This window comes from Cupriavidus sp. 291-E7 (assembly GCF_057798835.1).
This window is the reverse complement of sequence record NZ_JBYOJV010000003.1, coordinates 127,260-151,717: the sequence shown is the minus strand read 5'-3', so window position 1 is coordinate 151,717 and position 24,458 is coordinate 127,260. Positions and strand designations below refer to the sequence as shown.

The 24,458-nt window shown below is 64.4% G+C and carries 25 protein-coding genes; 12 read left to right on the top strand and 13 right to left on the bottom strand.

Annotated features, from left to right (window positions below; all coding sequences use genetic code 11):
• Window positions 1–32: 32 nt before the first annotated feature.
• The 4 genes from AC3FLX_RS06675 to AC3FLX_RS06660 all read left to right on the top strand — a co-directional run bounded on the left by AC3FLX_RS06675 (window position 33) and on the right by AC3FLX_RS06660 (window position 4,216).
• The gene (locus tag AC3FLX_RS06675) at window positions 33–1,208 is read left to right on the top strand and encodes a serine hydrolase domain-containing protein (RefSeq protein ID WP_488694989.1); all 1,176 of its coding nucleotides are present in this window, start codon (window positions 33–35) and stop codon (window positions 1,206–1,208) included.
• Between the two features lie 68 nt (window positions 1,209–1,276).
• Window positions 1,277–2,005, top strand: a complete 729-nt coding sequence (locus tag AC3FLX_RS06670) for a maleate cis-trans isomerase family protein (protein ID WP_488694987.1) — start codon at window positions 1,277–1,279, stop codon at window positions 2,003–2,005.
• A gap of 26 nt (window positions 2,006–2,031) precedes the next feature.
• A complete protein-coding gene (hydA, locus tag AC3FLX_RS06665) occupies window positions 2,032–3,450 on the top strand; it encodes a dihydropyrimidinase (protein WP_488695591.1) in 1,419 nt (472 codons plus the stop codon).
• Between the two features lie 28 nt (window positions 3,451–3,478).
• Window positions 3,479–4,216 carry an aspartate/glutamate racemase family protein gene (locus tag AC3FLX_RS06660; RefSeq protein ID WP_488694985.1) on the top strand — a complete coding sequence of 246 codons (738 nt, stop codon included), beginning with the start codon at window positions 3,479–3,481 and terminating at the stop codon, window positions 4,214–4,216.
• A 43-nt stretch (window positions 4,217–4,259) separates the two neighbouring features.
• Here the strand turns inward: AC3FLX_RS06660 and AC3FLX_RS06655 are convergent, their stop codons facing one another.
• Window positions 4,260–5,024 carry a bestrophin-like domain gene (locus AC3FLX_RS06655; protein ID WP_488694983.1) on the bottom strand — a complete coding sequence of 255 codons (765 nt, stop codon included), beginning with the start codon at window positions 5,022–5,024 and terminating at the stop codon, window positions 4,260–4,262.
• Between the two features lie 237 nt (window positions 5,025–5,261).
• Between AC3FLX_RS06655 and AC3FLX_RS06650 the strand changes: the two genes are divergently transcribed.
• The 3 genes from AC3FLX_RS06650 (at window position 5,262) to AC3FLX_RS06640 (ending at window position 9,056) form a co-directional block, all read left to right on the top strand.
• On the top strand, window positions 5,262–6,980 hold the full coding sequence (locus AC3FLX_RS06650) for a diguanylate cyclase (protein WP_488694981.1): 1,719 nt from the start codon (window positions 5,262–5,264) through the stop codon (window positions 6,978–6,980).
• A 249-nt stretch (window positions 6,981–7,229) separates the two neighbouring features.
• Entirely contained in the window at window positions 7,230–8,132 is a 903-nt protein-coding gene (locus AC3FLX_RS06645) for a sterol desaturase family protein (RefSeq protein ID WP_488694980.1), read from the top strand.
• 270 nt (window positions 8,133–8,402) lie between these two features.
• Window positions 8,403–9,056, top strand: a complete 654-nt coding sequence (locus AC3FLX_RS06640) for an alternative oxidase (protein ID WP_488694978.1) — start codon at window positions 8,403–8,405, stop codon at window positions 9,054–9,056.
• Between the two features lie 51 nt (window positions 9,057–9,107).
• Here AC3FLX_RS06640 and AC3FLX_RS06635 read toward each other — a convergent pair whose 3' ends face one another.
• Complete coding sequence (locus AC3FLX_RS06635) at window positions 9,108–10,331, bottom strand: MFS transporter (RefSeq protein ID WP_488694976.1); 1,224 nt, start codon at window positions 10,329–10,331, stop codon at window positions 9,108–9,110.
• Between the two features lie 99 nt (window positions 10,332–10,430).
• Here AC3FLX_RS06635 and AC3FLX_RS06630 point away from each other — a divergent pair, with 99 nt between their 5' ends.
• Entirely contained in the window at window positions 10,431–10,877 is a 447-nt protein-coding gene (locus tag AC3FLX_RS06630) for a winged helix-turn-helix transcriptional regulator (RefSeq protein ID WP_488694974.1), read from the top strand.
• Between the two features lie 67 nt (window positions 10,878–10,944).
• Window positions 10,945–11,712 carry a helix-turn-helix transcriptional regulator gene (locus AC3FLX_RS06625; protein ID WP_488694972.1) on the top strand — a complete coding sequence of 256 codons (768 nt, stop codon included), beginning with the start codon at window positions 10,945–10,947 and terminating at the stop codon, window positions 11,710–11,712.
• Between the two features lie 12 nt (window positions 11,713–11,724).
• Here the strand turns inward: AC3FLX_RS06625 and AC3FLX_RS06620 are convergent, their stop codons facing one another.
• The 11 genes from AC3FLX_RS06620 to AC3FLX_RS06570 form a co-directional block, all read right to left on the bottom strand.
• Entirely contained in the window at window positions 11,725–12,210 is a 486-nt protein-coding gene (locus AC3FLX_RS06620) for a RidA family protein (RefSeq protein ID WP_488694971.1), read from the bottom strand.
• Entirely contained in the window at window positions 12,207–13,067 is an 861-nt protein-coding gene (locus AC3FLX_RS06615) for a PhzF family phenazine biosynthesis protein (protein WP_488694969.1), read from the bottom strand. Before AC3FLX_RS06615 ends, AC3FLX_RS06620 begins: the two co-directional genes overlap by 4 nt.
• Window positions 13,060–14,043 (bottom strand): Bug family tripartite tricarboxylate transporter substrate binding protein, encoded by a 984-nt coding sequence (locus AC3FLX_RS06610; protein ID WP_488694967.1) that lies wholly within the window; start codon window positions 14,041–14,043, stop codon window positions 13,060–13,062. Before AC3FLX_RS06610 ends, AC3FLX_RS06615 begins: the two co-directional genes overlap by 8 nt.
• 91 nt (window positions 14,044–14,134) lie before the next feature.
• On the bottom strand, window positions 14,135–15,091 hold the full coding sequence (locus tag AC3FLX_RS06605; protein ID WP_488694965.1) for a phosphatidate cytidylyltransferase: 957 nt from the start codon (window positions 15,089–15,091) through the stop codon (window positions 14,135–14,137).
• Between the two features lie 18 nt (window positions 15,092–15,109).
• Entirely contained in the window at window positions 15,110–15,754 is a 645-nt protein-coding gene (locus tag AC3FLX_RS06600) for a lysophospholipid acyltransferase family protein (protein WP_488694963.1), read from the bottom strand.
• 10 nt (window positions 15,755–15,764) lie between these two features.
• The gene (locus AC3FLX_RS06595) at window positions 15,765–16,202 is read right to left on the bottom strand and encodes a hypothetical protein (RefSeq protein ID WP_488694961.1); all 438 of its coding nucleotides are present in this window, start codon (window positions 16,200–16,202) and stop codon (window positions 15,765–15,767) included.
• Window positions 16,199–17,596, bottom strand: coding sequence for a phosphatase PAP2/dual specificity phosphatase family protein (locus AC3FLX_RS06590; protein ID WP_488695589.1), 1,398 nt, complete (start codon window positions 17,594–17,596; stop codon window positions 16,199–16,201). Before AC3FLX_RS06590 ends, AC3FLX_RS06595 begins: the two co-directional genes overlap by 4 nt.
• Entirely contained in the window at window positions 17,596–19,371 is a 1,776-nt protein-coding gene (locus AC3FLX_RS06585; RefSeq protein WP_488694960.1) for a bifunctional alpha/beta hydrolase/class I SAM-dependent methyltransferase, read from the bottom strand. The genes AC3FLX_RS06590 and AC3FLX_RS06585 overlap by 1 nt, the downstream gene beginning before the upstream one ends.
• 6 nt (window positions 19,372–19,377) lie before the next feature.
• Entirely contained in the window at window positions 19,378–20,022 is a 645-nt protein-coding gene (locus AC3FLX_RS06580; RefSeq protein WP_488694958.1) for a CDP-alcohol phosphatidyltransferase family protein, read from the bottom strand.
• A gap of 167 nt (window positions 20,023–20,189) precedes the next feature.
• Entirely contained in the window at window positions 20,190–21,923 is a 1,734-nt protein-coding gene (locus AC3FLX_RS06575) for a cation:proton antiporter domain-containing protein (protein WP_488694957.1), read from the bottom strand.
• An 88-nt stretch (window positions 21,924–22,011) separates the two neighbouring features.
• Window positions 22,012–22,509, bottom strand: a complete 498-nt coding sequence (locus AC3FLX_RS06570; RefSeq protein WP_488694956.1) for a VOC family protein — start codon at window positions 22,507–22,509, stop codon at window positions 22,012–22,014.
• Between the two features lie 282 nt (window positions 22,510–22,791).
• Between AC3FLX_RS06570 and AC3FLX_RS06565 the strand changes: the two genes are divergently transcribed.
• The 3 genes from AC3FLX_RS06565 (at window position 22,792) to dmeF (ending at window position 24,458) form a co-directional block, all read left to right on the top strand.
• Entirely contained in the window at window positions 22,792–22,983 is a 192-nt protein-coding gene (locus AC3FLX_RS06565; RefSeq protein WP_488694954.1) for a hypothetical protein, read from the top strand.
• A gap of 140 nt (window positions 22,984–23,123) precedes the next feature.
• On the top strand, window positions 23,124–23,399 hold the full coding sequence (locus AC3FLX_RS06560; protein ID WP_488694952.1) for a metal/formaldehyde-sensitive transcriptional repressor: 276 nt from the start codon (window positions 23,124–23,126) through the stop codon (window positions 23,397–23,399).
• Between the two features lie 15 nt (window positions 23,400–23,414).
• Entirely contained in the window at window positions 23,415–24,458 is a 1,044-nt protein-coding gene (gene dmeF, locus AC3FLX_RS06555; protein ID WP_488694950.1) for a CDF family Co(II)/Ni(II) efflux transporter DmeF, read from the top strand.

Here is a 24,458-nt window from a genome sequence, read left to right as displayed (position 1 = left end):
CATCACGATAAATCGACTGGAGGAGACACCCCATGAAACGATTCACGTTGATCGCCGCGGCAGTGGTACTCGCGGCTGGCGCCCTACAGGCCACGGCGGCCACCGCGGATGGTCTGCCCACGGCGCAGCCCGAGGCCGTCGGCGTCGACTCCACGCGGCTCGTCGCGCTGTCCGAATGGATTCGCCGCGACAAGCTCGACGTGCGCAGCCTGCTGGTCATCAAGGACGGCAAGCTCGTGTTCGAACGCTATGGCGACGGACTGGCGCGTGATTACAACCACGAGCTGTACTCGGTCACCAAATTCATCAGCGCCCTGCTGGTCGGCACGCTGGTCGGCGACGGCAAGCTCAGTGCCACCGATGCCCCGGCGCCGCGCCTGGCGGCGGCACGCCCCGACCTGGCGCCGGCACTCGCGGACAAGCAGCAGATTCAGTTGCGGCATCTGATGTCGATGTCGAGCGGGCTGTCGTACAAGCTCGTCGAAGGCACCGACACGCTCTACTACGGCGTGCCCGACCGGCTCAAGGTCGCCGCATCGGCCAGCGTGCGCACCACGCCCGGCACCGAGTTCGACTATATCGACGTGAACCCGGTGCTGGTCGGCGCCACGATCAGCCAGGTCACCGGCATGCCCGAGCAGCAGTACGCCGCGCAGCGCCTGTTCCAACCGCTGGGCATGTCCCATTTCCGCTGGGACGGCGCCGACGGCAAGGGTGCCGTGTCGGGCGGATGGGGCCTGCGCCTGCGTTCGATCGACATGGCGCGGCTTGGCATGCTGATGCTGAACCAGGGCCGCTGGAACGGGCAGCAGATCGTGCCCGCCTCGTGGGTGGCGCAGATGACCACGCCGTCCGGCCCGGCGAAAGACTACGGCTACTACTGCTGGGTCAACAACATCGTCAAGTCGGAGCGCGAGTTCAGCGCGATGGGTTACAAGGGCCAGTTCATCACGGTGCTGCCGAAGCAGAACGCGGTCATCGTCATGAATAGCATCATGTCGACGCAAGGCGGGCTGCGCGATGCGAAGTACCTGGACCTGTACCGCCAGATGGTCAACGACTACGTGCTGCCCGCGCTACAGGCCGGCAATACCGTCAAGCCCGACGCCGCGCGTCAGGCCGCGTTGAAGAAGGAACTGGAACTCGCGCGCACCAGCCAGCGCGTACCGGGCACCCAGCTTGCCTTCAACGACAAACCCGAACAGTAAGACCCATACCCATACCAACTTGAGGCACCGCGCCAGAGACGGTGCCCGACAACTCTTGAGAAACAACCATGAGCAAGCAGATTCGCCTTGGCATGCTGACGCCTTCTTCCAACACTGCGCTGGAGCCGATTACCAGCGCAATGGTCAGCGGCCTGCCCAACGTCAGCGCGCATTTCTCGCGCTTCACGGTCACCGAGATTTCGCTGCGTGACCAGGCGCTGGGCCAGTTCGACCTGGAAAAGATCCTGGCCGCGGCCCGCCTGCTGGCCGACGCCCGCGTCGACGTGATTGCGTGGAACGGCACGTCGTCGGGATGGCTCGGCTTCGACAAGGATCAGGCGCTGTGCAAGCAGATCACCGAGGCCACCGGCATCCCGGCCACCACCTCGGTGCTGGCACTGAACGAAATCCTGGAGAAGACCGGCGCGCGCCGCTTCGGCCTGGCCACGCCCTATCTGAACGACGTACAGCAGCGCATCATCGCCAACTACCAGCGTAGCGGCTTCGACTGCACGGCCGAGCGCCATCTGGATCTGCATGTGAACTACAGCTTCGCGGAGGTCGAGGAAGACACCATCCGCAAGATGGTGCGCGAACTGGCAAAGGACGACGTGCAGGCCATCACCACGTTCTGCACCAACCTGCGCGCCGCGCATCTGGCCGAGGAGCTGGAAGCCGAAACCGGCATTCCGCTGTACGACACGATTTCCACGGTCGTATGGAAATCGCTGCGGCTGGCGGGCGTCGATACCAGCGCCCTGAAAGGCTGGGGCCGCCTGTTCCGCGAAGTCGAGTAACGGATAAGTACTGGAGAGTGATGACCATGCCTGCAGACAACATTCTTGACCTCGTGATCCGCAATGCCGACGTGGTCACCGCTTCCGACCGCTTCCGCTGCGACATCGGTGTTCGGCACGGCAAGATCGTGGCCCTCGGCCACGGCCTGCCCGCCGCACCCCAGGAAATTGACGCCACGGGCCTGCTGGCCCTGCCGGGCGGCGTCGACGGCCACTGCCACCTGGACCAGCCCATGCCCGACGGCATGCGCATGGCCGACGACTTCTTCACCGGTACCCGCGCGGCCGTGTGCGGCGGCACCACCACGGTGATTCCGTTCGCCGCGCAGGAAAAAGGCGCCTCGCTGAAGGCGGCCGTGGCCGACTACCATCACCGCGCCGAAGGCCGCGCCGTGATCGACTATGCGTTCCACCTGATCGTGGCCGACCCGACGCCAACGGTGCTGCAAGACGAACTGCCGTCGCTGATTCGTCAGGGCTACAGCTCGTTCAAGGTCTATATGACCTATGACGACCTGAAACTGTCCGACCGCGAGATGCTTGAGGTGCTCGACGTCGCGCGCCAGAACCAGGCCCTCGTGATGGTGCATGCCGAGAATGCCGACTGCATCTCGTGGCTGACCGACAAGCTGACCGGCGAAGGCCGCATCGCGCCGCGCTTCCACGGCCTGGCACGCCCTGCCGTGGTCGAGCGCGAAGCCACGCATCGCGCGATCTCGTTTGCCGAACTGGTCGATGTGCCGATCCTGATCGTGCACGTATCGGGCAAGGAAGCCATCGAACAGATCCGCTGGGCGCAGGGCCGTGGCCTCAAGATCCTGGCCGAGACCTGCCCGCAGTACCTGTATCTGACCGCCGAGGACATGGGCCTGCCCGGCGACGACGGCTATGAAGGCGCCAAATGCGTGTGCAGCCCGCCGCCGCGCGATCCGGAGAACCAGGCGGCCGTATGGCGCGCGCTGGCCAATGGCGTGTTCAGCGTGTTTTCGTCCGACCATGCGCCGTTCAACTACGACGATCCCGAGGGCAAGAAGCTCGGTGGCACCGCGCAGCCGTTCGACCATATCCCCAACGGCGTACCCGGCATCGAGACGCGCCTGCCGCTGCTGTTCGACGGTGTGCAGCGCGGCAAGCTGTCGTTGCACCAGTTCGTGGAACTGACGTCGTACCGGCCCGCCAAGATCTACGGCCTGTATCCGCGCAAGGGCACCATCGCGGTGGGCGCCGATGCCGATATCGTGCTGTGGGACCCATCGCGCAAGGTGCGCATCGCCAACAGCAACCTGCACCACGCGGTGGACTACACGCCGTACGAAGGTATCGAAGTCACCGGCTGGCCGATGACCACGTTCTCGCGCGGCGAAATGATCGTGCGCAACGGCGAATACCTGGAACCCACGGCCGGTCGCGGCAAGTTCCTGGAAGCGGGACAACCCGAACTCTGATAGCCCGACCAAGAACCGGATGAATTCCATGAACCTTCTGATCGTCAATCCGAACATCAGTGAGTCGGTAACCGACCTGATTCATGCGGAGGCCCAGCGCACGGCCTCGCTGGATACCCGCATCACGATGGCCACCGCCAGCTTTGGCGTGGCCTATATCGAGACCCGTTTCGAAGCCCTGGTGGGCGGTTACGCCACGGCCTGCGCCGCCGCCGAACACGCCGGCGGCTTCGACGGGCTGATCGTCGCCGCATTTGGCGACCCCGGACTCGCGGGCCTCAAGGAACTGTTCGACGTGCCCGTCGTCGGCATGACCGAAGCGGCGCTGGCCAGCGCCTGTCTGCTGGGGCAGCGCTTTTCGATCATCGCGATCTCGCATCGCATCGAGGCGTGGTACCGCGAATGCGTAGCGGCGAACGGGCTGGCTTCGCGGCTGGCGAGCATCCGCTCGCTGCAGTCGCCGTTGCGCGATATCGGCAGCGTTCAGCAGGATCATGCGGCCAGGCTAGAGGAAATGAGCCTGCAGGCCGTGCGCGAGGATGGCGCCGATGTCATCATCGTGGCCGGTGCGCCGCTGGCCGGCCTGGCGCGATCGCTGCAGGGAAAGATTCCGGTACCGGTAGTGGATGGCGTCAGCAGCGCCGTGCGGCATTGCGAATCGCTGGTGGCGCTGCGCGCGGGCAGTGCACGCGAAGGCAGCTTCGCACGACCGCCGCAGAAGCCCAATGCAGGATTGCCGCCGACTCTGGCGCGGCTGCTGGCCTGACGCGATGAAAGCGGCCGTTCCTTCATGGGACGGCCCGATTTTTTCAGCGATTCAAACCGCTCTGCAGATTCAGCAGGTTTTGCGGCGCCACGCGGATCAAGCCACCTCGCGGACTATCGACATCGGCGATCAGCCCGAGCGAGAGTGCCACTGTCAGAGGCATAACCAGCAGCAGGCCCGTCTTCGGCCGCTCCGTCCGCGAGCCATACCCCTGCATCACGCTACTGAAGACCGCGATACCCACCATCAGCCCCCAGGCCGCCACCGGTATGCGATTCAGCCACGCAGCTTCCGCATAGCCTTGCGCATTGATGACATCGTTCATCCCGGACACCGCCAGGGCCGTGATGGGGCTGGGTGCCTTGCGTCCCGCGTCCCGCACGAGCTTCCACATGTCGTCTTCGATGCGCGACGTCGATGCTTCGATATCGCGCAGCTCCGCGTCACTGGTCGCCTGGTAATACCGGATGCGTAGCGCCAGATAGCTGGCCAGTAGCGCTTTTGCCCTGTCCGATTCGCCGGATTCGAGGAAATCGGCCCGAAGGTATTCCGTGCCGATGGCGTTGGCTTCCTCTTCTTCCAGATTCTTCCGCTGGTCGTAGCGCCCCACCGCCATCGACAGCGAAAAACCGATCAAAAGCGCCAGCAGTGTCAGCGTCGCGCCCTGGATGATGCTGAAGTCATCACGGCTGTCAGCCGCGAGTGGCTTGATGCGGCGAAGCACCAACGCGCCGACTGCCGTGGCAATGGCCAGCAGCACCATCAGCACGACAAACAGTATCAATGGATGCCGTAGAAGCTGACCCATATGTCCTATCGTTCGCCGCGCCAGATTTCACAGCAGCGGCGGGCAAGCCGTCTCCATTGTCCGGGATTTGATTCTAGGAATCGCGGCGATCCATATGTGCGATATCCGTATTGAAGTTTTGCAAAGCCGATCTGAATTCTTTCGCAGACATGCCGGCCGTCGAACGTGTTGCGGCACGATAAGCCCCGTATCGGCCTATCCTGCTCCTGATTCGCACCACGGACTTTGAAACGGTAAATGGGTGAATCCTCCATCCCCATCGCGCAGAATCCATCACCCGGCGGTCTCCGGAACAGGGTGTGGCTCGCGCTCGCCAATCATCCGTACCGATTCGTGGCGGCGTCGTTCGGCCTCGCGTTCATCCTTCTGCTGCTGATTCTCCTGCGCGGCCTGCTGCTTGCGCAGGATCGGGAGATCCAGTCCCTACGGCAGATTCAGGTCGTGCGCGCCGAGAGCATCCACGCGCTGGTGCACCTGGAATCGGAACGGATACTCAGCCTGCGCAACTACGCGGAGCATCTGTTTCAGAACCAGAAGGCATTGCCCGCCCCGCGCAATGCCGAAGGTATCCAGCCGGGTACTCAACCCGGCGCCCAGGTGTGGAGCCTTCCCGCGCACGATGCGGCCCCGATGTATCGCATCGCCCCCGACCTGCTGGCGGGGCTCGATGGCTTCTCGCACCGGAAATCCGATCTTCCGTCCGATATCGCCGTGGCCCGGGCGTTGAGTCATCTGCTGAGTGCGACGCCACAGACGGCGGACATCCGAAGACGTGTGCGCTACGTTTCCAGCAACGGCTTGCTCCTTTCGTACCCCGCCTTGCCGGAGCAGGCCGCTCTGGCAACGCTGCGGCGCGACGCCGCCGCACCCTACTTTCAAGACAGCCTCCCATCGCGCAATCCGGAACGGCGCATTCGATACCGCATCGCCCCGGCAACCGGCGAGCCGGGGGATATTTCGTTGTTTCTGAGCGTTCCGGTTTATTTCGATAACGATTTCCGCGCGATGGTCATTCTGGAAATTCCGCGTCATACGCTCGATAGCCAGCTACGCAACGCGCCGTTTCCTGATGACGCGAGCTACCTGATTGACCGTACCGGCAGGCTCATCGGCGCAAGTGCCGACGATGTGCATCGTGGCGAAGCACTGCAAGACACACTGGCCGGCCACTGGACCCGCGAGACGATGGTATCGATATTCGCCACCGAGGCGGGAACACTGACCGACGGCAATGGACACCACCTCATCTTCCGCCAGATCGGCTTTGGGGAGTTGGCCCTGGTCGACGAGGTATCCACCAGGGATCTGATGATGGCCAGCATGGCGCGTCTCAGCGGCGTCATCGGCGCGGGCGCCGCGGCGCTGATCGTTCTGTTGTGGGCAACACTCGCCGTGGTGCGCAACCTGTTCCAGCACTATCGGGAGCGTGGCGAGGCACTGCGGACGCTGGCGGAGACCGACGCACTGACCGGCCTGGCGAATCGCCGCTCCTTTTCCGAGCGCTTCGCCGCGGAATGCGCGCACCGCACGGCGGATTCGCCGCCGATGTCGGTCATCATGCTCGACATCGACTATTTCAAGAAGATCAACGACCACTGGGGGCACGCAAGCGGCGACGTCGTGCTGCGCGCCGTGTCCGATGCGCTGCGCAAGAACATCCGCAAGAACGACCTTGCCGCGCGCCTGGGCGGAGAGGAGTTCGCGGTCCTGCTGCCAGGCGCCGGCGCGGATCACACAGCCGCCGTGGCGGAGCAGCTCAGGCTGGTCATGAGTGCCTTGCGCTGCGAGCCTGCGGCCGATGCCCAAAGCAGTGAAACGATCAGCTTCACGGCATCGTTCGGGGTGGCAGAACTGGCGCCAGACGGTCCGGCAAAACTGGATGCATTGCTGATGCTGGCGGACAAGCGGCTCTACGACGCCAAGTCCGGCGGTAGAAACCGGGTGGTCTCAAGCTGAACAGAAATGCCACTCGCGGCACACGGCGTGCGATGAGCAGCCATCGCTTGATTGTGCGCGATGCTACGCACAAACCGACCTCGCACGCCCCCTCTCCGGACTCTCCCTGATCGGCCGCAAACCCAGGCCAGCACTGGCTTTGCGGGTCATGACATGGGCCGACATAATTGCCACATGGCGCCCTGCCCGATCGCCCCCTACAGTTGGCTCACCGACGCACAACGTCACCGCTCAACAGACAGGACGATCATGCAAAACCTCCACAAAATCGCACTCCTTGCCACGGTCTTCATCGTGGGCGTATCGCTGGTAGAGGCCTACTTCCTGGCACGCAAGGCGCGCCAGCAAGGCAAGACCTACCCCTGGCATGAAATGGGCCTGTCGCTGGCCGACATGGTTGGCCGCAAGCTGTTTGCGCTGCTGCCGCTGTCGCTCGCCACGCCGATCTTCGCGTTCGCCTGGGACCATCGGATCTTCACGGTCGAAATCAACAGCGCGCTTGCGGTGCTGCTGCTCTTCATCGGCCAGGAGTTCTGCTACTACTGGTACCACCGCGCGTCGCACCGCATCCGCTTCTTCTGGGCTACCCACGCGGTACACCATTCGCCCAATGAGCTGACGCTGGGCACCGCGTACCGCCTGGGCTGGACCGGCAAGATCACGGGCACCGCCATCTTCTTCGCACCGCTGGTTTTCCTGGGTGTTCGTCCGGAAGTCGTACTAGCCACGCTGAGCCTTAACCTGCTGTACCAGTTCTGGCTGCATACCACCTGGATTCCCAAGCTGGGCTGGCTCGAATATGTGTTCAACACCCCGTCGGCCCACCGCGTGCATCACGCCTCGAACCTGGACTACCTGGATGCCAACTACGGCGGCGTGCTGATCATCTTCGACCGCCTGTTCGGCACCTACGTGGAAGAACGTGAAGACGAACCGTGCCGCTTCGGTCTGGTCCACCCGACCACCACGCACAACCCGCTCGTCAACCAGTTCGAACATTGGGTCAGCCTGGGCAAGGACATGATGGCGTCGAACAGCCTGGTGAACGCGATTGGCTACCTGGCAATGCCTCCGGGCTGGGCACCTGACGGCAAGGGCACGACGACCGAGGAACTGCGCCAGCAGCAGGAAGTGGAAAGGGCGATGGCTTAAGACAGCACCGGCCGGAAATGCACAGCAGTAAAGCGGGCAGCATCAGCTGCCCGCTTTTCTTTTGGTTTCCGCCGTTTCATCGGGCACCAGCACGCCTGTCCGGTTATCGCACAGCCCGCTGTTGCGCAGCAGCAAATCGCCTTGTAGCAGATTCTTTAAAGATGTATCTTGAATGCATGTTTAAGAGAGACGACCCGGCCAGCCGGCTCTCCTGGACCGCTACGGATCAACCTCCTGCAATCGCAACGCTCACCTTACCCGGAGCCACTCATGCAAGCCCCCAACCACACGCCGGCAGATCTCGACGTCCATCACAACGTCTCCGGCTTTTCAGACCGCGTCGCCCTGGCCATCACGATGACGCTGCGCTTCTTTGCCGATACCTTCTTTGCCAAGCGCTACGGCAACCGCGCCATCGTGCTGGAAACCGTGGCGGCGGTGCCGGGCATGGTGGGTGGCATGCTGGTCCACCTGCGCTGCCTGCGCTGGATGGTGGCCGATGAAGGCTGGATTCGCACGCTGCTGGACGAAGCCGAGAACGAACGGATGCACCTGATGACGTTCATCCAGATCGCCAAGCCAAGCTGGTTCGAGCGCGTGGTGATCCTGCTGGTGCAAGCGGTGTTCTTCGTGGCGTACTTTCTGCTGTATCTGGTGTCGGCCCGCACCGCGCACCGCCTGGTCGGCTACTTCGAAGAGCAGGCCGTGATCAGCTACACGCTCTACCTGGCCGAGATCGATGCCGGCCGCGTCGAAAACGTCCCCGCTCCGGCACTGGCCATCGAATACTGGAACCTGCCCGCCGATGCCCGGCTGCGTGACGTGGTGGTGGCCGTGCGTGCCGACGAGGTGGGTCACCGCGACGTCAACCATAGTTATGCCAACGCCCTGACAACCGGGGAAACCGTAAGCCAGGCTGTGTAAGCGGCATCGCTACCCAAAACGAAAAGCCCGCCGAATCCGGCGGGCTTTCCCTTAACGGCATGCCACAACGCCGTCGGGCCGCGTGACGTCTTCCACCGACTTACGGGTCGCGGCCCAGAACAACAGCGCCAACAGGCTGACCGCCGCGCCAAGCAGGCAAACGCCTTGCCAGCCTGCCCGGGAAAAGACCACCGTCGTGCCCAGCGCGCCCAGGCCGCTGCCCACGGCATAGAAAAGCATGTAGAGACCGATGAGGCGGCTTGGCGCATCTGGCCGCGTGCGGATGATCATCCCCTGGCTGGTAACGTGCAGCGCCTGGGCGGCAGCATCCAGCAGCACGATCCCAATGGCCAGCGCCCACAGCGATCCGTACATGCCGGAAAGCGGCCACCATGCAAGCAGCAGCACCAGCAACGCAAGCAGCGTCGTGCGCTGCCCGTGGCCACTGTCCACCGCGTGGCCCGCGCGCGCGGCAGCCAGCGCGCCCACCACACCCACCAGACCGAAGGCGCCAATGACGCTATGCGGGAACAGGAAAGGCGGTGCGCTCAGCGGCAAGACTAGCGCGCTCCAGAAGATATTCAACGCAGCAAACATCAGCAGCGCAATCGTTCCCCTGACCTGCAGGACACGTTCCTTGCGAAGCAACGTAAGCATGGAAAAGATGAGCTGCGGATAGCCGACACCAGCACGCGATGGCTCAAGCCTTGGCAGAGCCTTCCATAGCAGCAGCCCCGTGACGAGCATCAGCGCCGCGGCAATCCCATACACAAAGCGCCATCCCGCCAGATCGCTGCCCACGCCGGCGAACACGCGGGCCGCTAGCAGGCCGATAAACACGCCGCTCTGCGTGGCGCCCACGACCTTGCCCTGTTCTCGTGCAGGCGCCGCACTGGCGGCATAGGCCAGCAGCCCCTGCGTCATCGCCGTGCCGAACAGGCCGACTGCCAGCATCCCCCCGAACAGCACGGGCACCGACTGCGCTACCGCCACCACGCCCAATGCACCCACCAGCACCACCAGCTGGATACGCATCAACCGGCGCCTGTCGACAAGATCGCCCAATGGCACCAGGAACAGCAGTGCCAGCGCGCAGCCGACCTGCGTCATCGTGACAACGCTGCCCACCGCCGCATGGCTGATCCCGAAATCACGCGCCAGCGCATCGAGCAGCGGCTGCGCATAGTACACATTGGCCACGCTGAAGCCCGCGGCCGCTGCGAACAGCATCACCAGCCCCTTTGCCATCGTTTCCGGCGGTTGTTGCACTGACATGGCGCAGCCCCCAATCTGGTTTCAAATTAAAACTAGTTGAATGCTATGGCAACTAGTTTTAAAATGCAACCACATCGGTAATTACCCCCTTCCTCACCCATGACGCAAGACAGTTCGCAAAACCCGGAGTCCTGCCCGGTCGCCCGATCGCTCGATGTCATCGGCGATCGGTGGTCCTTGCTCATCATCCGGGATGCCTTCGATGGTGTGCACCGCTTTGGCGATTTCCAGCGTGGTTTGGGCATGGCCCGCAACATCCTGGCCGATCGTCTGCACAAGCTCGTGGAAGCGGGGATTCTGGAAATGCAGGCCGCCTCGGATGGCTCCGCCTATCAGGAGTACGTGTTGACCACTGCCGGGGAACGGCTGTTTCCGGTCGTCGTGGCACTGCGCCAGTGGGGCGAGCGGCACCTGTTTGCAGCGGGAGAGCGCCATTCCACGCTCATCGACACCCGCACGGGCAAGCCCGTTCCGCCCATGCAACCCGCTGCCAGGGATGGGACCGCCATACGGCCCGCCGATACCGAGGTTCGCAAGGTAAAGTAGGCCGGCGGCCCTGGCTGGATCGGCGTATGATCGGTGACATTCCGCCCCGGCCGCCGGAATGTCCGCGATGATCGAACGCCCTCACCTGTCTCCCAAGCTGCATCTGACCGCAACGCATGGATTTGCGCTGCATGACAGCCGCCAGCCCGCATTTCGGCGCGAATGGCATATGCACGACTGCGCCATGCTGCTGTGGCCGCGCATGGGCAGGCTCAAAACCGTCTGGGACGAAAATCCGGGTACGCACGATGCACGGCACGCCGCCACGCTGGTACGCGGCACCGCCGTACTGCTGCCCGCATCAACCTTGCATCTGACTGCGTCCGAACACCAGCGGCAGCAGCATGGTGAGCTTTATCTGCCGCCGGATCGCATGCCCGCCGGCCAACGGCATGGCGCGATCCACCTCGACGCGCCGACCGTGGCGATGCTGGAAGCGCTGCTGGCGCCGGCGATCTCGGCCAACAGCGCATCGTGGCTGGTACGTGCCATCGTCGAACAGATCGTGGCGAGCCGCCCTCTGGATGTGCCCGAAGAACCGGCCTCGATTGCGCATCGCATGGTGTGGCGATTCACACAGGCCTTGGAGCGCGACTTGCCATTGCCGTCGATCGACGCAGTTGCCAGTGAACTGGGAATTACGATCCGGCATCTGCAACGGGCCTGCCAGATCGAACTCGGCGCCTCGCCCGTGGCCATACGCCGGCGCGTGCTGGCGGCGCACGCCAGGGCACTGATCGACGCGGGCCGGTCACCGGCCAGCGTCAGTGTGCAGCTCGGCTTCGCCTCCAGCGGCCACTTGCACCGGCTGCTGCGCGAAGTATCCGAGTCGTAGCCGGCTCAGGCTTCACGCGGCCGACACCAGCGCGTCGACTTCGATCTCGGTCCACGCGCAGTCGGGCAGGCTTGCCACGCCCAGCGCGCTACGCGCCGGCAGCGGCTGATCCGGGAACGCCACGCGCAACACCGCCGATGCGGCATCGAGCACTGCCGGGTGCCGAGTGAAAGCCGGCGCCGCACGCACGAATCCACGCAGCCTTACCACCTGGCGCACCCGCGACAGGTCACCGTCGCACGCTTGTCGCAGCGCTGCCAGCGCGTTGAGCATCGACACTTCGGCAGCGTGGCGGGCGGGCGCGAGGTCATCGTCGGTGCGGCATTGCCCGGCCATCGCCACACCATCGCGCCGGCATACCTGTCCGGCAATCGACACCCACTGCATTGCGCCGAACGGAATCGCGCAGAACGGCGCATAGTGGCCCCGTGGCGTCGATACCTCGGGCAGGCGCAGGCCCGCTTCGGCAAGCCGGGATTCCGGTGTATCGATCTTCATCGATCACCCCACGCCGCCGCGCCGCTGAGCCAGCAGCCATCGGGCAGGCCCTGATCGGACATGCGCGGCGCGACAAGAATCTCCGACGGACTGCCCATCGCATCGCCCTGCCATACGGCGATGGATGCAGCCGGATCGCTGCCCAGCACGCCCTCGCTGGCGAGATAGCCCCAAAGCGCCGCGGCCGCGATGCCCGTGGCGGCGTCCTCCGGATAGCCGGACGATTTCGGAAACTGCCGCGCATGGACCACGGGACGGCCATCTGCGTTTGCCGTGCCAATGGCGTACGGATACAGGCCGGTCGATCCGATCTCCGTGCAAAGCGCTTCCATCGTCGAAAAGTCAGGCTGCAAGCCGTCCAGCATCGACACGGATGGCAACGCGACGAGCGTCTTCACGCGGCTGGTTGCCGCGTTGACCGTCTTGTAGTCGCCCGGTGGCAGGCCCAGCTGCGCCGTCACGCGATGGCATGCCTGCTCGTCCAGCGTCTGCACCCGCACGGCCGGTTGCGAGATCCACGCGCATTGCGCGGCGTCGTCCCAGTACGCCTGCACCACCCCGCTCAGGGTCTCGATGCGCGCCGATGGCCCGGTCCAGCGTCCCCACTGCCGCAGCGCCCACAGCGTGCCGACGGTGGCATGGCCGCACATTTCCATCTCGTGCTGCGGCACGAAAAAGCGGAATCGCCAATCGCAGCCGCCTTCCCCCGGCAACACGAACGCGGACTCATGCCCATACGTCGCCGCAACGGCCTGCATCTCCGCCGCACTCATGCCTCGCGCATCCTCTACCAGCGGCACCGGATTGCCGCCCAGCCCATCGCGTACGAACACCCGGATCAGACTGACTTCACTCACCGATGGCTCCCACTGACTTGGCGATCGCGCCCCAGTACGGAATGTCCTTCTGCACAGCGGCCTGCAGCGCGGCCGGCGTGCCGGGACGCGCCGTGACGCCCTTGCCGGCCAGGTCTTCCACCACCGCTTTGTCCGCCAGCACCTTGTTCAGTGCGGCATTGAAGCGTTCGACAATCGGCGCAGGCGTGCCCTTTGGAAACGCAATGCCGTACCAAAGCTGCTGCTCGAAGCCGGGCACGCCCTGGCTTGCAAACGTCGGCACATCGGCCAGCAGCGGCGTGGGCGCGGTCGTGGCGATGGCCGTGATCTTGCGCGCCTTGATGTACGGCGCAAGGCCAACGGGATTGTCGAACATGATCTGCACCTGCCCGCCGATCAGGTCGGTGTAGGCAGGCGATGCGCCCCGATACGGCACATGGGTCAGCGGCACGCCGGCCAGTTTCTGGAACTGCTCGCCCATCAGATGCGACACCGTACCGACGCCGACCGAGCCAAAGCTGTGCTGGGTCTTGTCCGCCTTGAGCCTGGCGAGCAGTGCCTTGGTATCGGTCGCTTGCAGCTGGTTGTTCACAACCAGCACATAGGGTGAGGTGCCGATGAAGCCCGCATAGCTGAAGTCCTTCGCGGGGTGGTAGGTCAGCTTCGGGTAGAGCGCGACGCTGACCGCATGGGTGCTGGTCGTGACGACGCCGGCCGTATAGCCATCAGCCGTGGCGCGCGCCACGTAGCCCGAGCCAAGCGTGCCGCCGGCACCGCTGCGATTGTCGATCACCACGGGCTGGCCGAGTTCGCGTTGCAGCATCGGCTGGATGGAACGCACGACCAGGTCAGTGCCGCCGCCCGCCGGAAACGGCACGACGATCACAACGGGCCGGGCGGACCAGGTCTCGGCATGCGCGGCGCCGAAGCACAGTCCGGCGATGAGGCCGAGCACGGCGCGGCGCGCAGGGCTGGATGGATTGGACAGGATTGACACGGGCTTCCTCCTTGTTGGCATGCAAGGAGTCTAGGCAGGTGCCGGACGGCCTTCGAACCGGAATGCGACGTCTTTCGATCCGAATTGCGACTTACGGCACCCACCAGTAGCGCGTGATATGGAAGAACACCGGCGCGGCAAACACCACCGAGTCCAGGCGATCGAGCATGCCGCCATGCCCTTCGATCATGTGGCCCCAGTCCTTGATGCCCCGGTCACGCTTGATGGCCGACATCACCAGCCCGCCCAAAAAGCCCATCAGCGCGATGACCAGTGCCACGGCACCGGCCTTCAGCGGCGAGCCGTATGGCGTAATCCACCAGAGCGATGCACCCAATGCGGTGGCACTCAACACGCCGCCGACAAACCCTTCCACCGTTTTCGACGGCGACAGCAGCGGCGCAATCTTGCGCTTGCCGAGCAGCTTGCCCCAGACATACTGCAGCACGTCGCTGCCCTGCACCACGATCACCAGAAACGCGATCAACAGCAGGTTGCGTTCCTCGAAATCGGGAATCGGCAGGGTCAGCAGCGCGGGAATATGCGAGATACAGAACACGCAGATCATCACCGCCCACTGCACGCCCGCGCAGCGCTCCAGAAAGCGCGTGGTCTCCGAAGACAACGCGGACAGGATCGGCAGGAACAGGAAGGCGTAGACCGGAATGAAGATCGAGAACAGCCCGTACCAGCCGGTGTAGACCAGGATGTACTGGCACGGCAGGAACACAAAGAACGCGGCGACGATGGCGCGATGGTCGCCCCGGCGCGTCGTGGTGATCGTCACGAACTCGCGCAAGGCGTAAAACGACACCAGTGCGAACAGGATGACGATGGCGCCGCGCCCCATCGCAAACACCACGCCAAGGATGCCGATCATCCACCACCACGCGGTGATACGCGACGACAGGTTGTCTATCACGCCATGTGGCTGACCCTTCGCCACGCGCCAGCGCAACAACCCGGCAATCAGCGACGCCAGCACCAGCACGCCGAAGGCGCCGGCAAACAGCAGTTGGGTTTCACGCATCATGTGCAGGTCGTGCATGCTTCGGCGGTCCTTGCTTCAATCCAGTTGGGGGGCAATCGACAGCAGCCCTTCTCGCGCCCTGGCCAGGAACGATTCCTTGTTCTCTTCATCCGTCAGCCTGAGCGGCGTGCCGAATGTCACGGTGCACAGCAGCGGCACCGGCACGATCTCGCCCTTGGGCATCACGCGGTTCAGGTTGTCGATCCACACCGGCACGAATTCCACGTCCGCCTCGGCCGGGCAACTGCGCGCCAGATGATAGATACCGCTCTTGAACGGCAGCAGTCTTTCTTCGGTGGTATTGCGCGTGCCTTCGGGAAAGATGATCAGCGACGAACCGGCGGCCAGCACCTCGGTCATCTGCGCCACGGGGTCCGGCGCGGTGCCCTCGCGGCCGCCGGTGCGGTCGATCAGCAGCGCGTTGAACACATCGCGGCCGATAAATCGCCGCAGCCCCGACTTGAGCCAGTAGTCCGCGCCGGCCACGGGCCGCGTGCACGGCCGCAGGTCTGGCGGCAGGCTGCCCCAGATCAGCACGAAATCCCCGTGGCTGCTGTGATTGGCGAAGTAGACGCGCTGCCTGGCCATCGGCAGGCAGCCATTCCAGCGCGCCTGCATGCCCGTCAGCAGGCGTGCAAACCCAATGATCGCGCGCGCGACAACTCTTGCCATCCAGTGCATGGGAATCCGGTTATCTCAGGAAAAGAATCACGACGGCAACCAGCCATTGCAGCGCGATCAGCGCCCCGCCAATCACCAGGAAGCGGCTGGCACCGCGCACTCGGTCCGCCATCGCCCGGCCGGCGCGCTCCTGCGGCATCCATCCGAGCGAGATCAGTGCGCCATCGAGCGCGGCGAGGTCGGCCTCAGTGCATGCCGTCGACAACGCATCGAACAGCTTGCGGTCGATCTCCACGCGGACCAGCAGCCACAGTTGCGCCGCGCCGATCAGGGCAGCCGCGCCGCCGGCCAGCAGCCAGATATTGCCGGTCGGCGCCATGATGCCCGCCAGGCATGCGTTGACGAGCGCCAGCACCAGGCCAGCCAGATTCAGACGCGCCGCCGCGCGCAGCGACGCTGAGGCAGCATGTGCCAACCAGTTGTCCTCGGCGCGGCATACGTCGCTCATGCCCGGCCCTCCGCGATGAACTGTTCAAGTGCGGCGACGCTGGCCGGCCCCAACACCACTGGGCGCGCGGCGCGCAGTTGCGCAAGGACGGACTGCGCATCGGCAATGCCACGATGCGTCGCCAGCCAGCATGCCACCACGAGTGCGCTGCGCGAGTAACCGAGCGCGCAGCAGACCAGCACCGTCCGACCCTCGCCCTGCCAGGCCGCCACCTGCTGCACGGCGCTGCGCAACTGCGCCTGCGTCGGGACGGTCAGGTCCAATATCGGAATGCAGCGATACTCGCGCGAACTGGCCAGCCTCGGAAATTCGGCGGTCAGATCGAGCAATGCGTCGGCCCCGGCCTGCCCCATTTCGGACTGGCCAGGCAGACGGCCAATCCACACGCCGTCCGCGACATGGCTGACCGCTGCGTGGCGACGTGTCCACCAGCGTGTGTTCAGGTACGCCCCGCCAAGATAGGGCGCCAGCATCCACCATGCCGCCATCGACAACGATCCGTCATCGGTCTTGCCGAAGGCCGCGGGGTTTCCCGCGCGATAGATCAACGCCACGCACAGCAAAGCCAGCGCAACCCAGGTCAGCAGCAGCCATGTTGTGACCGACCAGGTCAGCGCCGCCAACGACAGCAGAAACACCACGCCAGCGCCCAGACCGTAGCGGCGGGCCAGTGTGCGCGCGCGTGGATCCGGCAAGGGCGAGGCGATTCCGACGGTGGACTGCGCGTGTTCGGGGCGCGCCAGCGCGGCGGGCAGCGGGAACGCAAAGACGCAGAGCCAGCCCACCAGCCATCCGGTCGGCAAGTCGATCACGTGGTGCTGATACGTGGTCAACACCGAGATACCGATCAGCGCGAACCATGCATGGAGCAGCCAGCGCCATCGGCCCGCCAGGTGCATGGCGTAAGCAACCCACAGGATCACAAGCAGGCTGATATGAAGCGACGGCGCCTGATTGAACGGCTTGTCGAAGCCACCCAGCAGCGTGAACAATTGCCCCGGCAGCCCGTCTGCCGCCGGACGTTCGAAAGCAAAGCGCAGCGGAAAGGCGATGAAGCATGCCACCGAAATCAGTTGCGCCGCCAGCAGGCGCTTGACGTGGGCAAGCAGCCCCGCCCGCGTGCGCCACAGGAAGAACGAGATGCCATAGAGCAGGTCGATCGACCAGTAAGGGATGATCGTCCACGGCACGAACGGAATCTGCCGCTCCCATTCGTAATGGAAGTAAGGCACGCCACTGCGCAGGCTGGCCAGCCAGTTGGCCAAGCCATACGAGCTGAAGAACAGCGTGCCCATGCCGGCAAGCAGCAGCAAAGCCAGCCGCCACGGCCGCGCTTCCGGCGCGGCGTCGACGGCAGCGGATACCGCTGCCTGCGGCGCGGGATCTGCCTGCATCATGCGGCGCCTTCCACGCGGCGCGCCAGGCTGACCGTGAAGATTCCCCACGGGTCAATGCGCTGGGTGATCTTCTCGAATCCGGCCTCGCGCACTAGCTGATCCATCTCCGCCTGCGACCGGCGGCGCATCACCCATGCGGAACCGGCCCGATGGCTGGTCAGCGCACGCGCAATGAATTCCAGCTGCGGATGCCAGGGTTGCCCCGTGTAGACCAGATAGCCCCCCGGCGGCACCGCCCGCGACAGCCCACCGAGCGACCGCGCGATCATGTCGTTGTCGCCGAACAGCTCATAAAGCCCGGAAACGATGGCCAGCGTTGGCCGTGGCGTCAGCGTGGCCAGGCCCTCGCCGTCGAAGGCATCGCCTTTCTCGAATCGCGCCACATCGGCGAGTCCTTTTGCCGCGATCAGCTCGCGGCCCTGCGCCACATTGATGTCGCTGTAGTCGCGCAACAGGATTGACGTCACCGCCGCGCCATTGAGGCGCCCCTTCTGCGATGCCAGCGCCTCCAGCACATAGCGGCCGTGTCCGGCGGCGATATCGACGATCCGCACCGGTGATCCCTCGGCGTGGAGCCGCGCAATGGCCTCGCCGATCAGTTCCTCGACGTTCACCTTCCGCTGGCGGATGCCGCGCCACCCGATGGCATCGAGGTAATTGCGATCCACGATCTTGCCGATGCCAAAGCTGCCGGTGGCCTGATTGCGATAGACATAGTCCAGCGTGGACCCGGAATCGAATCCGGTGGCATGCCCAAGCCGCACGCCTTCCGACAGCTTGCCGCCGAACCGCAGACCGGCGCGCGTCAGCGCCCAGTAGATGCCGGCCGGGCTGCCGGCGGAAAGCGGCTGCGCCAGCCGATCCGACTCATCCTTGAACGCTCCTTGCCGATCCGCGTGGCGCAACGACACCGGCTCCGATGGTGAGTCGAACTCGCGCACGATAAAACGGCGCGCCGCCGCCACGGCCTTTGCGCGGTCCCGCTCGCCGAGGGTGTCGTGATAGAAGCCGTCGAGCACGACCTTCTCCTTGACGCGCGCGCCGAGTCCGTCGAAGAACTGGTCCTGCGGCCCCCGATGCACCACCCAATCGGCGCCGGAAATCAGCAGTTGGGTGGGCACCGTGATCGCGGCGGCATCGGCGACGATGCGCTCGGCGGTCTCGTACAGATCGAGCAGGATATTGACCGCAATCGGCCGCGTGATCAGTGGATCGGTGTCATAGCTGGCAATGCGCTCGGGATCGTGCGTCAGGAATTTTGCCTTGACGTAGCTGTTCACGAAGAACTTGCCGCGCAGCTTGTGCATCAGCTTCAGGCCTGGACGCGCGAATGGCACATACAGCTTGACCTTGAACGCCGGCGATGCCGCCACCAGGCAACGTACGGGCGGTGCGTAGTCGTGTACCCAGGTGGTAGCCAGCACCGCGCCGACGCTTTGCGCCACCACGGCCATGTCGCGCACCGCAATGCCATGCGTCGCGGCAATATGGTCGACGAAGGTCTGGATGTCGCGCACCGATGTGGCCAGGCTCGGGCTGTAGCCGCGCTCACCTGGAGAGCGGCCATGACCGCGCGCGTCCCAGGCGAAGAATGCGTGATCCGGCAAGTCGAACTCGTCGACCAGGTGGGCGACACGCCCGGAATGCTCATGCCCGCGGTGAAACAGCAGTATGGCGCCACGCGGAGCGGTGGCGGTCGCTGGCCAGTATCGATAGAACAGTGTCTGGCCGTCGTGGGTCTGAAACTGCGATTCGATGGGAGTTCGCGCCACGGGGATTCACTCCAGGTTTGGCTTCGGCTTCTGTTGGCCTCCCGCTACTGCATGGGCGGCATTGGCTTCCTGCACACCTCGTTGCACCCGCCGTACGATCGTCGCGATGGACAGCAGGCATAGCAATCCCCAGATCCAGCCGCCGTACTGGCCGGGGCCGAAACCGAGCCCAAGCCACAGGCCCAGCGCACCCAGCACCAGCGCGCGATCGCTCTTGCCCAGCGGGCCATCGTAGCGCCGGCTGGCACCGGCCAGCGGGCCGATCAGTCCCGCGCACTCGACCACCACGGCCAGTATCGCAAACGGCACCACCACTGTGCCGAACGGCAGTACGAAAGGAATCACGAGCGCGAGATCGGAAACGATGTCACCCAGCTCGTTGAGATAGGCACCGAGCGCGCTCTGCTGACCGTGCTCCCGGGCCAGCATGCCGTCGATGGCGTTCAGCGCCATTCGCGCGAACAGCCAGAGCGGCATCAGCAGGAAAATGCCGGGCAGCCAGATCAGAGCGCCGACGAGCCCGCCCACTACGATGGACCCGAGCGCCGCGACCGTCGTCACCTGGTTGGCGGTCACCCCTCGTTCGGCAAGCTGCTGCACGAAGGGTCTCAACCACGCCTGGAATCTTGGTTTGATCTGATAGAGGGTCATGCGATGAGCCGGCAAACGCCGCACAAGACCGCAGCGGCAACGGGGTGGATTGCAGCCTCATTCAGGCAGCGCTCAACGCTACCATGAAATGGGCCGCTGGCGGCACACGGCGAAATCAAAAGCGACTGCCGCGTGCTTGTGCAACGCGGCAATCGCCGGCACCCGTCTTACAGCGCCAGCGGATTGGCAGCAGTCCCGTGCGCGGTTGCGGGAACGAAGCGCCCGAGGACGTGCCCCGCCATGCCCTTGGCCAGTTCTTCCTCGCCGTAGAACACGGTGCCCAGCCCTTCCTTGCGAAGCAGCGCCGACTCGTCCTCGCTATGGGTGCGCAAGACGATCTCGACATTCGGATTCAGCGTGCGCGCGGTCTCGACCATCTGCCGCACATACAGCGGTTCCGGCACCGCCACCACCAGCATGGCGGCATGCGCGATATGCGCCTGGATCAGGACGGCCGGGTCCGCGGCATTGCCGGACACCGCCGCAAAGCCCGCCTTGCGCAGGCTTTCCACCAGCTCGCGGTTTTCGTCGGCAATGACGAACGGGATGCCACGATCCTGCATCGCCCTGGCGATCCGGCGCCCCACGCGGCCATAGCCGACCAGCACGACCTGCCCCTGCAGGAACCTGCGCTCGGTTTCCATCGGCAGCTCGGCATAGGGGTCGCCGCGCTGCTCCAGGCTGCGCGCCGTGGCCGAACGCTTCAGGACCCAGCTTCGCACCGGCTCCACGGCCGCGAACAACAGCGGATTCAGGGCGATGGAAATCAGCGCGCCAGCCAGGATCAGGCTCATGCCTTCCTCCGGCAGCAGGTTGAGCGTCACGCCCAGCCCCGCCAGGATGAACGAGAACTCGCCGATCTGTGCCAGACTGGCCGACACCGTCAACGCCGTATTGAGCGGGTAACGGAATGCCAGCACCAGCACGAAGGCGGCCAGCGACTTGCCGAGAATGATGACGGCCACGACGGCCAGCACATGCAGCGGCTGCTCAAGCAGGATTTCCGGCTTGAACAGCATGCCGACGGAGACGAAGAACAGCACCGAGAACGCATCGCGCAGCGGCAGCGATTCTTCCGCCGCACGGTGGCTGAACTGCGATTCACGCATCACCATGCCGGCAAAGAACGCCCCCAGCGCAAACGACACGCTGAAAATCTCGGCCGCGCCGAATGCGATGCCGATGGCCGCCGCCACCACCGCCAGCGTGAACAGCTCGCGGGAACCGGTCTTGGCCACCTGCCAGAGCAGCCACGGCAGTACGCGCCGCCCGGCGATCAGCATCAGCGCGATAAAGGCGGCCACCTGAAGCAACGTCTGGAAGATCGTGATGCCGATCGACTGGGACGTCTGCGCCTGCTCGCCCGCGGAGCCACCGAGCAGGCCCGCCAGCGGCGGCAGCAGGACCAGGACCAGCACTGTCGCCAGGTCCTCCACCACGAGCCAGCCCACGGCGATCCGGCCGTTCATGGTTTCGAGCACGCCCCGGCTCTCCAGCGCTTTCAGCAGTACGACGGTACTGGCGCACGACAGCGACAGACCGAAGATCAGCCCGGTGCCCCAATGCCAGCCCCAGCTCCATCCGAGCGCCATGCCCAGCAGCGTGGCGATACCCATCTGCACGACGGCGCCCGGTATGGCAATGCGCTTCACGGCCAGCAGGTCGCGCATCGAGAAATGCAGACCCACGCCAAACATCAGCAGCATCACGCCGATTTCGGACAGCTGGGCGGCCAGGTGCACGTCCGCGACAAAGCCAGGCGTTCCGGGTCCGATGATGATGCCCGACACGAGATAGCCGACCAGGGCCGGTATCTTCACGCGCTCGGCAAGGAATCCGAGAACGAGCGCAATGCCAAAACCGGCGGCGAGCGTGGTGATGAGGGTCAGGTTGTGATCCATGTGTCGGCGGGGCGTGGGAGTGCAAGGCTGCGGGACGGGGTTCACAGATTGTAACCGTCGCTCCGCGACACAATGACAACCTTGCGTCTCAGGCCGTGGACGGTTTGTTGCCCGCGATGGCCGCTTCGATCGTTGCGATGTCGATCTTCCGCATTGTCATCATCGCGTCAAAGGCGCGCTTTGCCGCTGCGCGATCGGGGCCAAAAACCGCTTCGGTCAGGACGCGCGGCGAAATCTGCCACGACAGTCCCCAGCGGTCCTTGCACCATCCGCACTCGCTTTCCTGGCCGCCATTCCCGACGATCGCATTCCACAAGCGGTCGGTTTCCGCCTGATCGTCGGTTGCGATCTGAAATGAGAAGGCCTCGCTGTGCCTGAAGGCCGGCCCCCCGTTCAATCCGACGCAAGGAATGCCGGCCACGGTGAACTCGACGGTCAGGACATCGCCCTCCTTGCCGCTCGGATAGTCGCCCGGCGCCCGAGTCACCGCAGTGACCTGGCTATCGGGAAACGTCTTTGCATAGAAATTGGCGGCGTCCAGGGCGTCGCGGTCGAACCATAGGCAAATCGTGTTCTTGCTGGTCATTCAGTGTCTCCTTGGTGTTCTGGCGTGAATACGGCAAACCCAATCCGAGAGAGCCCGCCCCTCATGGTAGGAAACGCGCCGGCGCGGTTTTCCCAAGGCCACTTTCAGTTATTCATTATTTTTGAATAACTATGACAGCGATAGCCGACTTTTCCGGATATGGCCACGGCTATAGTTCTACACATGGACGGCAGCACAACACCACAGCGTGAGCCAAGCGATGGCGGCGCCGCCCGATAAAACCTCAAACATATTGAATTGCCTTACATACCGGAGCCCACCATGACGAATGCCAAACCGCAAATCTGGGAAATGGCCGCATTTGCCTTCCTGACAGGTTTTTCGGCGCATGCTCAGACGTCGTCGTCGCTGGGCCTGGTTGCTGGAACGTTGTCCGTCTGCTCCCTCGTCGCCAGGGCCTCGCTGCGCCGGCAGGCACGCCACAGTCAGGCCGGCGCGGTGGCGCTGGCATAACCGGCGTTACCGGCACAAGAACTCACTCCACGCCCCACCCATCCGAAGAACCTTTCTCCGCAAGAGGTCTTTGCGCGACGATTTGCCTTCGTGCCGCGCGGTCGGATAGGATACCCCCCTACCCTATCCAATCCCCGCCCATGAGCCATACCATTCAGGACAAGCAGAAGCTGCTCAACCGTGTCCGCCGCATCCGCGGTCAGATTGACGCCATCGAGCGCGCGCTGGAGGATGAGAAGGGATGCCTCGACGTGCTGCAGCAGATCACCAGTTGTCGCGGCGCCATGAACGGCCTGCTGACAGTCGTCCTGGAAGAACACATCCGGTGCCACCTCGTCGATGCGGAGCCGGGCGAGCACGGCGAAAGCGACGCCCGGGAAGTGCTCTTAGAAGTGGTTCGAAGCTATTTCAAGTAATGGTTGGTGATCACCATGCGCACGCACGATCTTTCCCAGTGGACCCACTCCCACGTTTTCGATACCGGTAACCACGCGGCCGAGCGCGGCACCCGGCTGGTCATGCTGATCACCGCCGCCACGATGTTCGTGGAAATCGCCGCCGGCCTGTGGTTCAACTCGATGGCGCTGCTGGCCGATGGATGGCACATGAGCTCGCATGCGCTGGCCATCGGTCTCAGCGCCTTCGCGTATGCAGCCGCGCGCCGATACGCCAACGATGCACGCTTTGCCTTTGGCACATGGAAGATCGAAGTGCTCGCGGGCTTTGCGAGCGCGGTCTTTCTGCTTGGGATCGCCGGATTGATGGTATTCGGCTCCGTCGAACGCATGATCAGCCCGCAGGCGATTCACTACAAGGAAGCCATGATCGTCACGGTCATCGGACTGGCGGTCAACCTGGCCTGCGCGCTGATTCTGGGCGGGGCACACGATCACGGCCATGACCACGGGCACGACCACAACCACGGTCACGGTCACGGTCACGGTCACGGTCACGATCACGGTCACGGTCACGGTCATGGCGGGCACGCGCATCACGACCTGAACCTGCGTTCCGCGTACCTCCACGTTCTGGCCGACGCAGCGACATCAGTACTCGCGATTATCGCGCTGGGCGGCGGCTGGCTGCTTGGCTGGAGCTGGCTCGACCCGATCATGGGCGTGGTGGGCGCCATTCTGGTCGGCATCTGGGCACTGCGCCTGCTGCGGCAGACCGGTGTGGTGTTGCTGGACCGCGAGATGGATCACCACGTCGTTGAAGAGATCCGCGAAGTGCTGGCGCAATTCAACGTCGGAACCAGCGATACCCAACTGGCCGACCTTCACGTATGGCGCGTCGGCAAGGAAAAGTTCTCGTGCGCCATCAGTCTGGTCACCAACGACAACACCCTCTCCGCCACAAGGATCAAGCGGGCGCTAAGCATTCACGAAGAGATCGTGCACCTGACGGTCGAAATTCAGCGCTACAGCGACAGCCGTCCGGACGCACCCGGCCCCGCGATGCCGCTGGCGCATTGA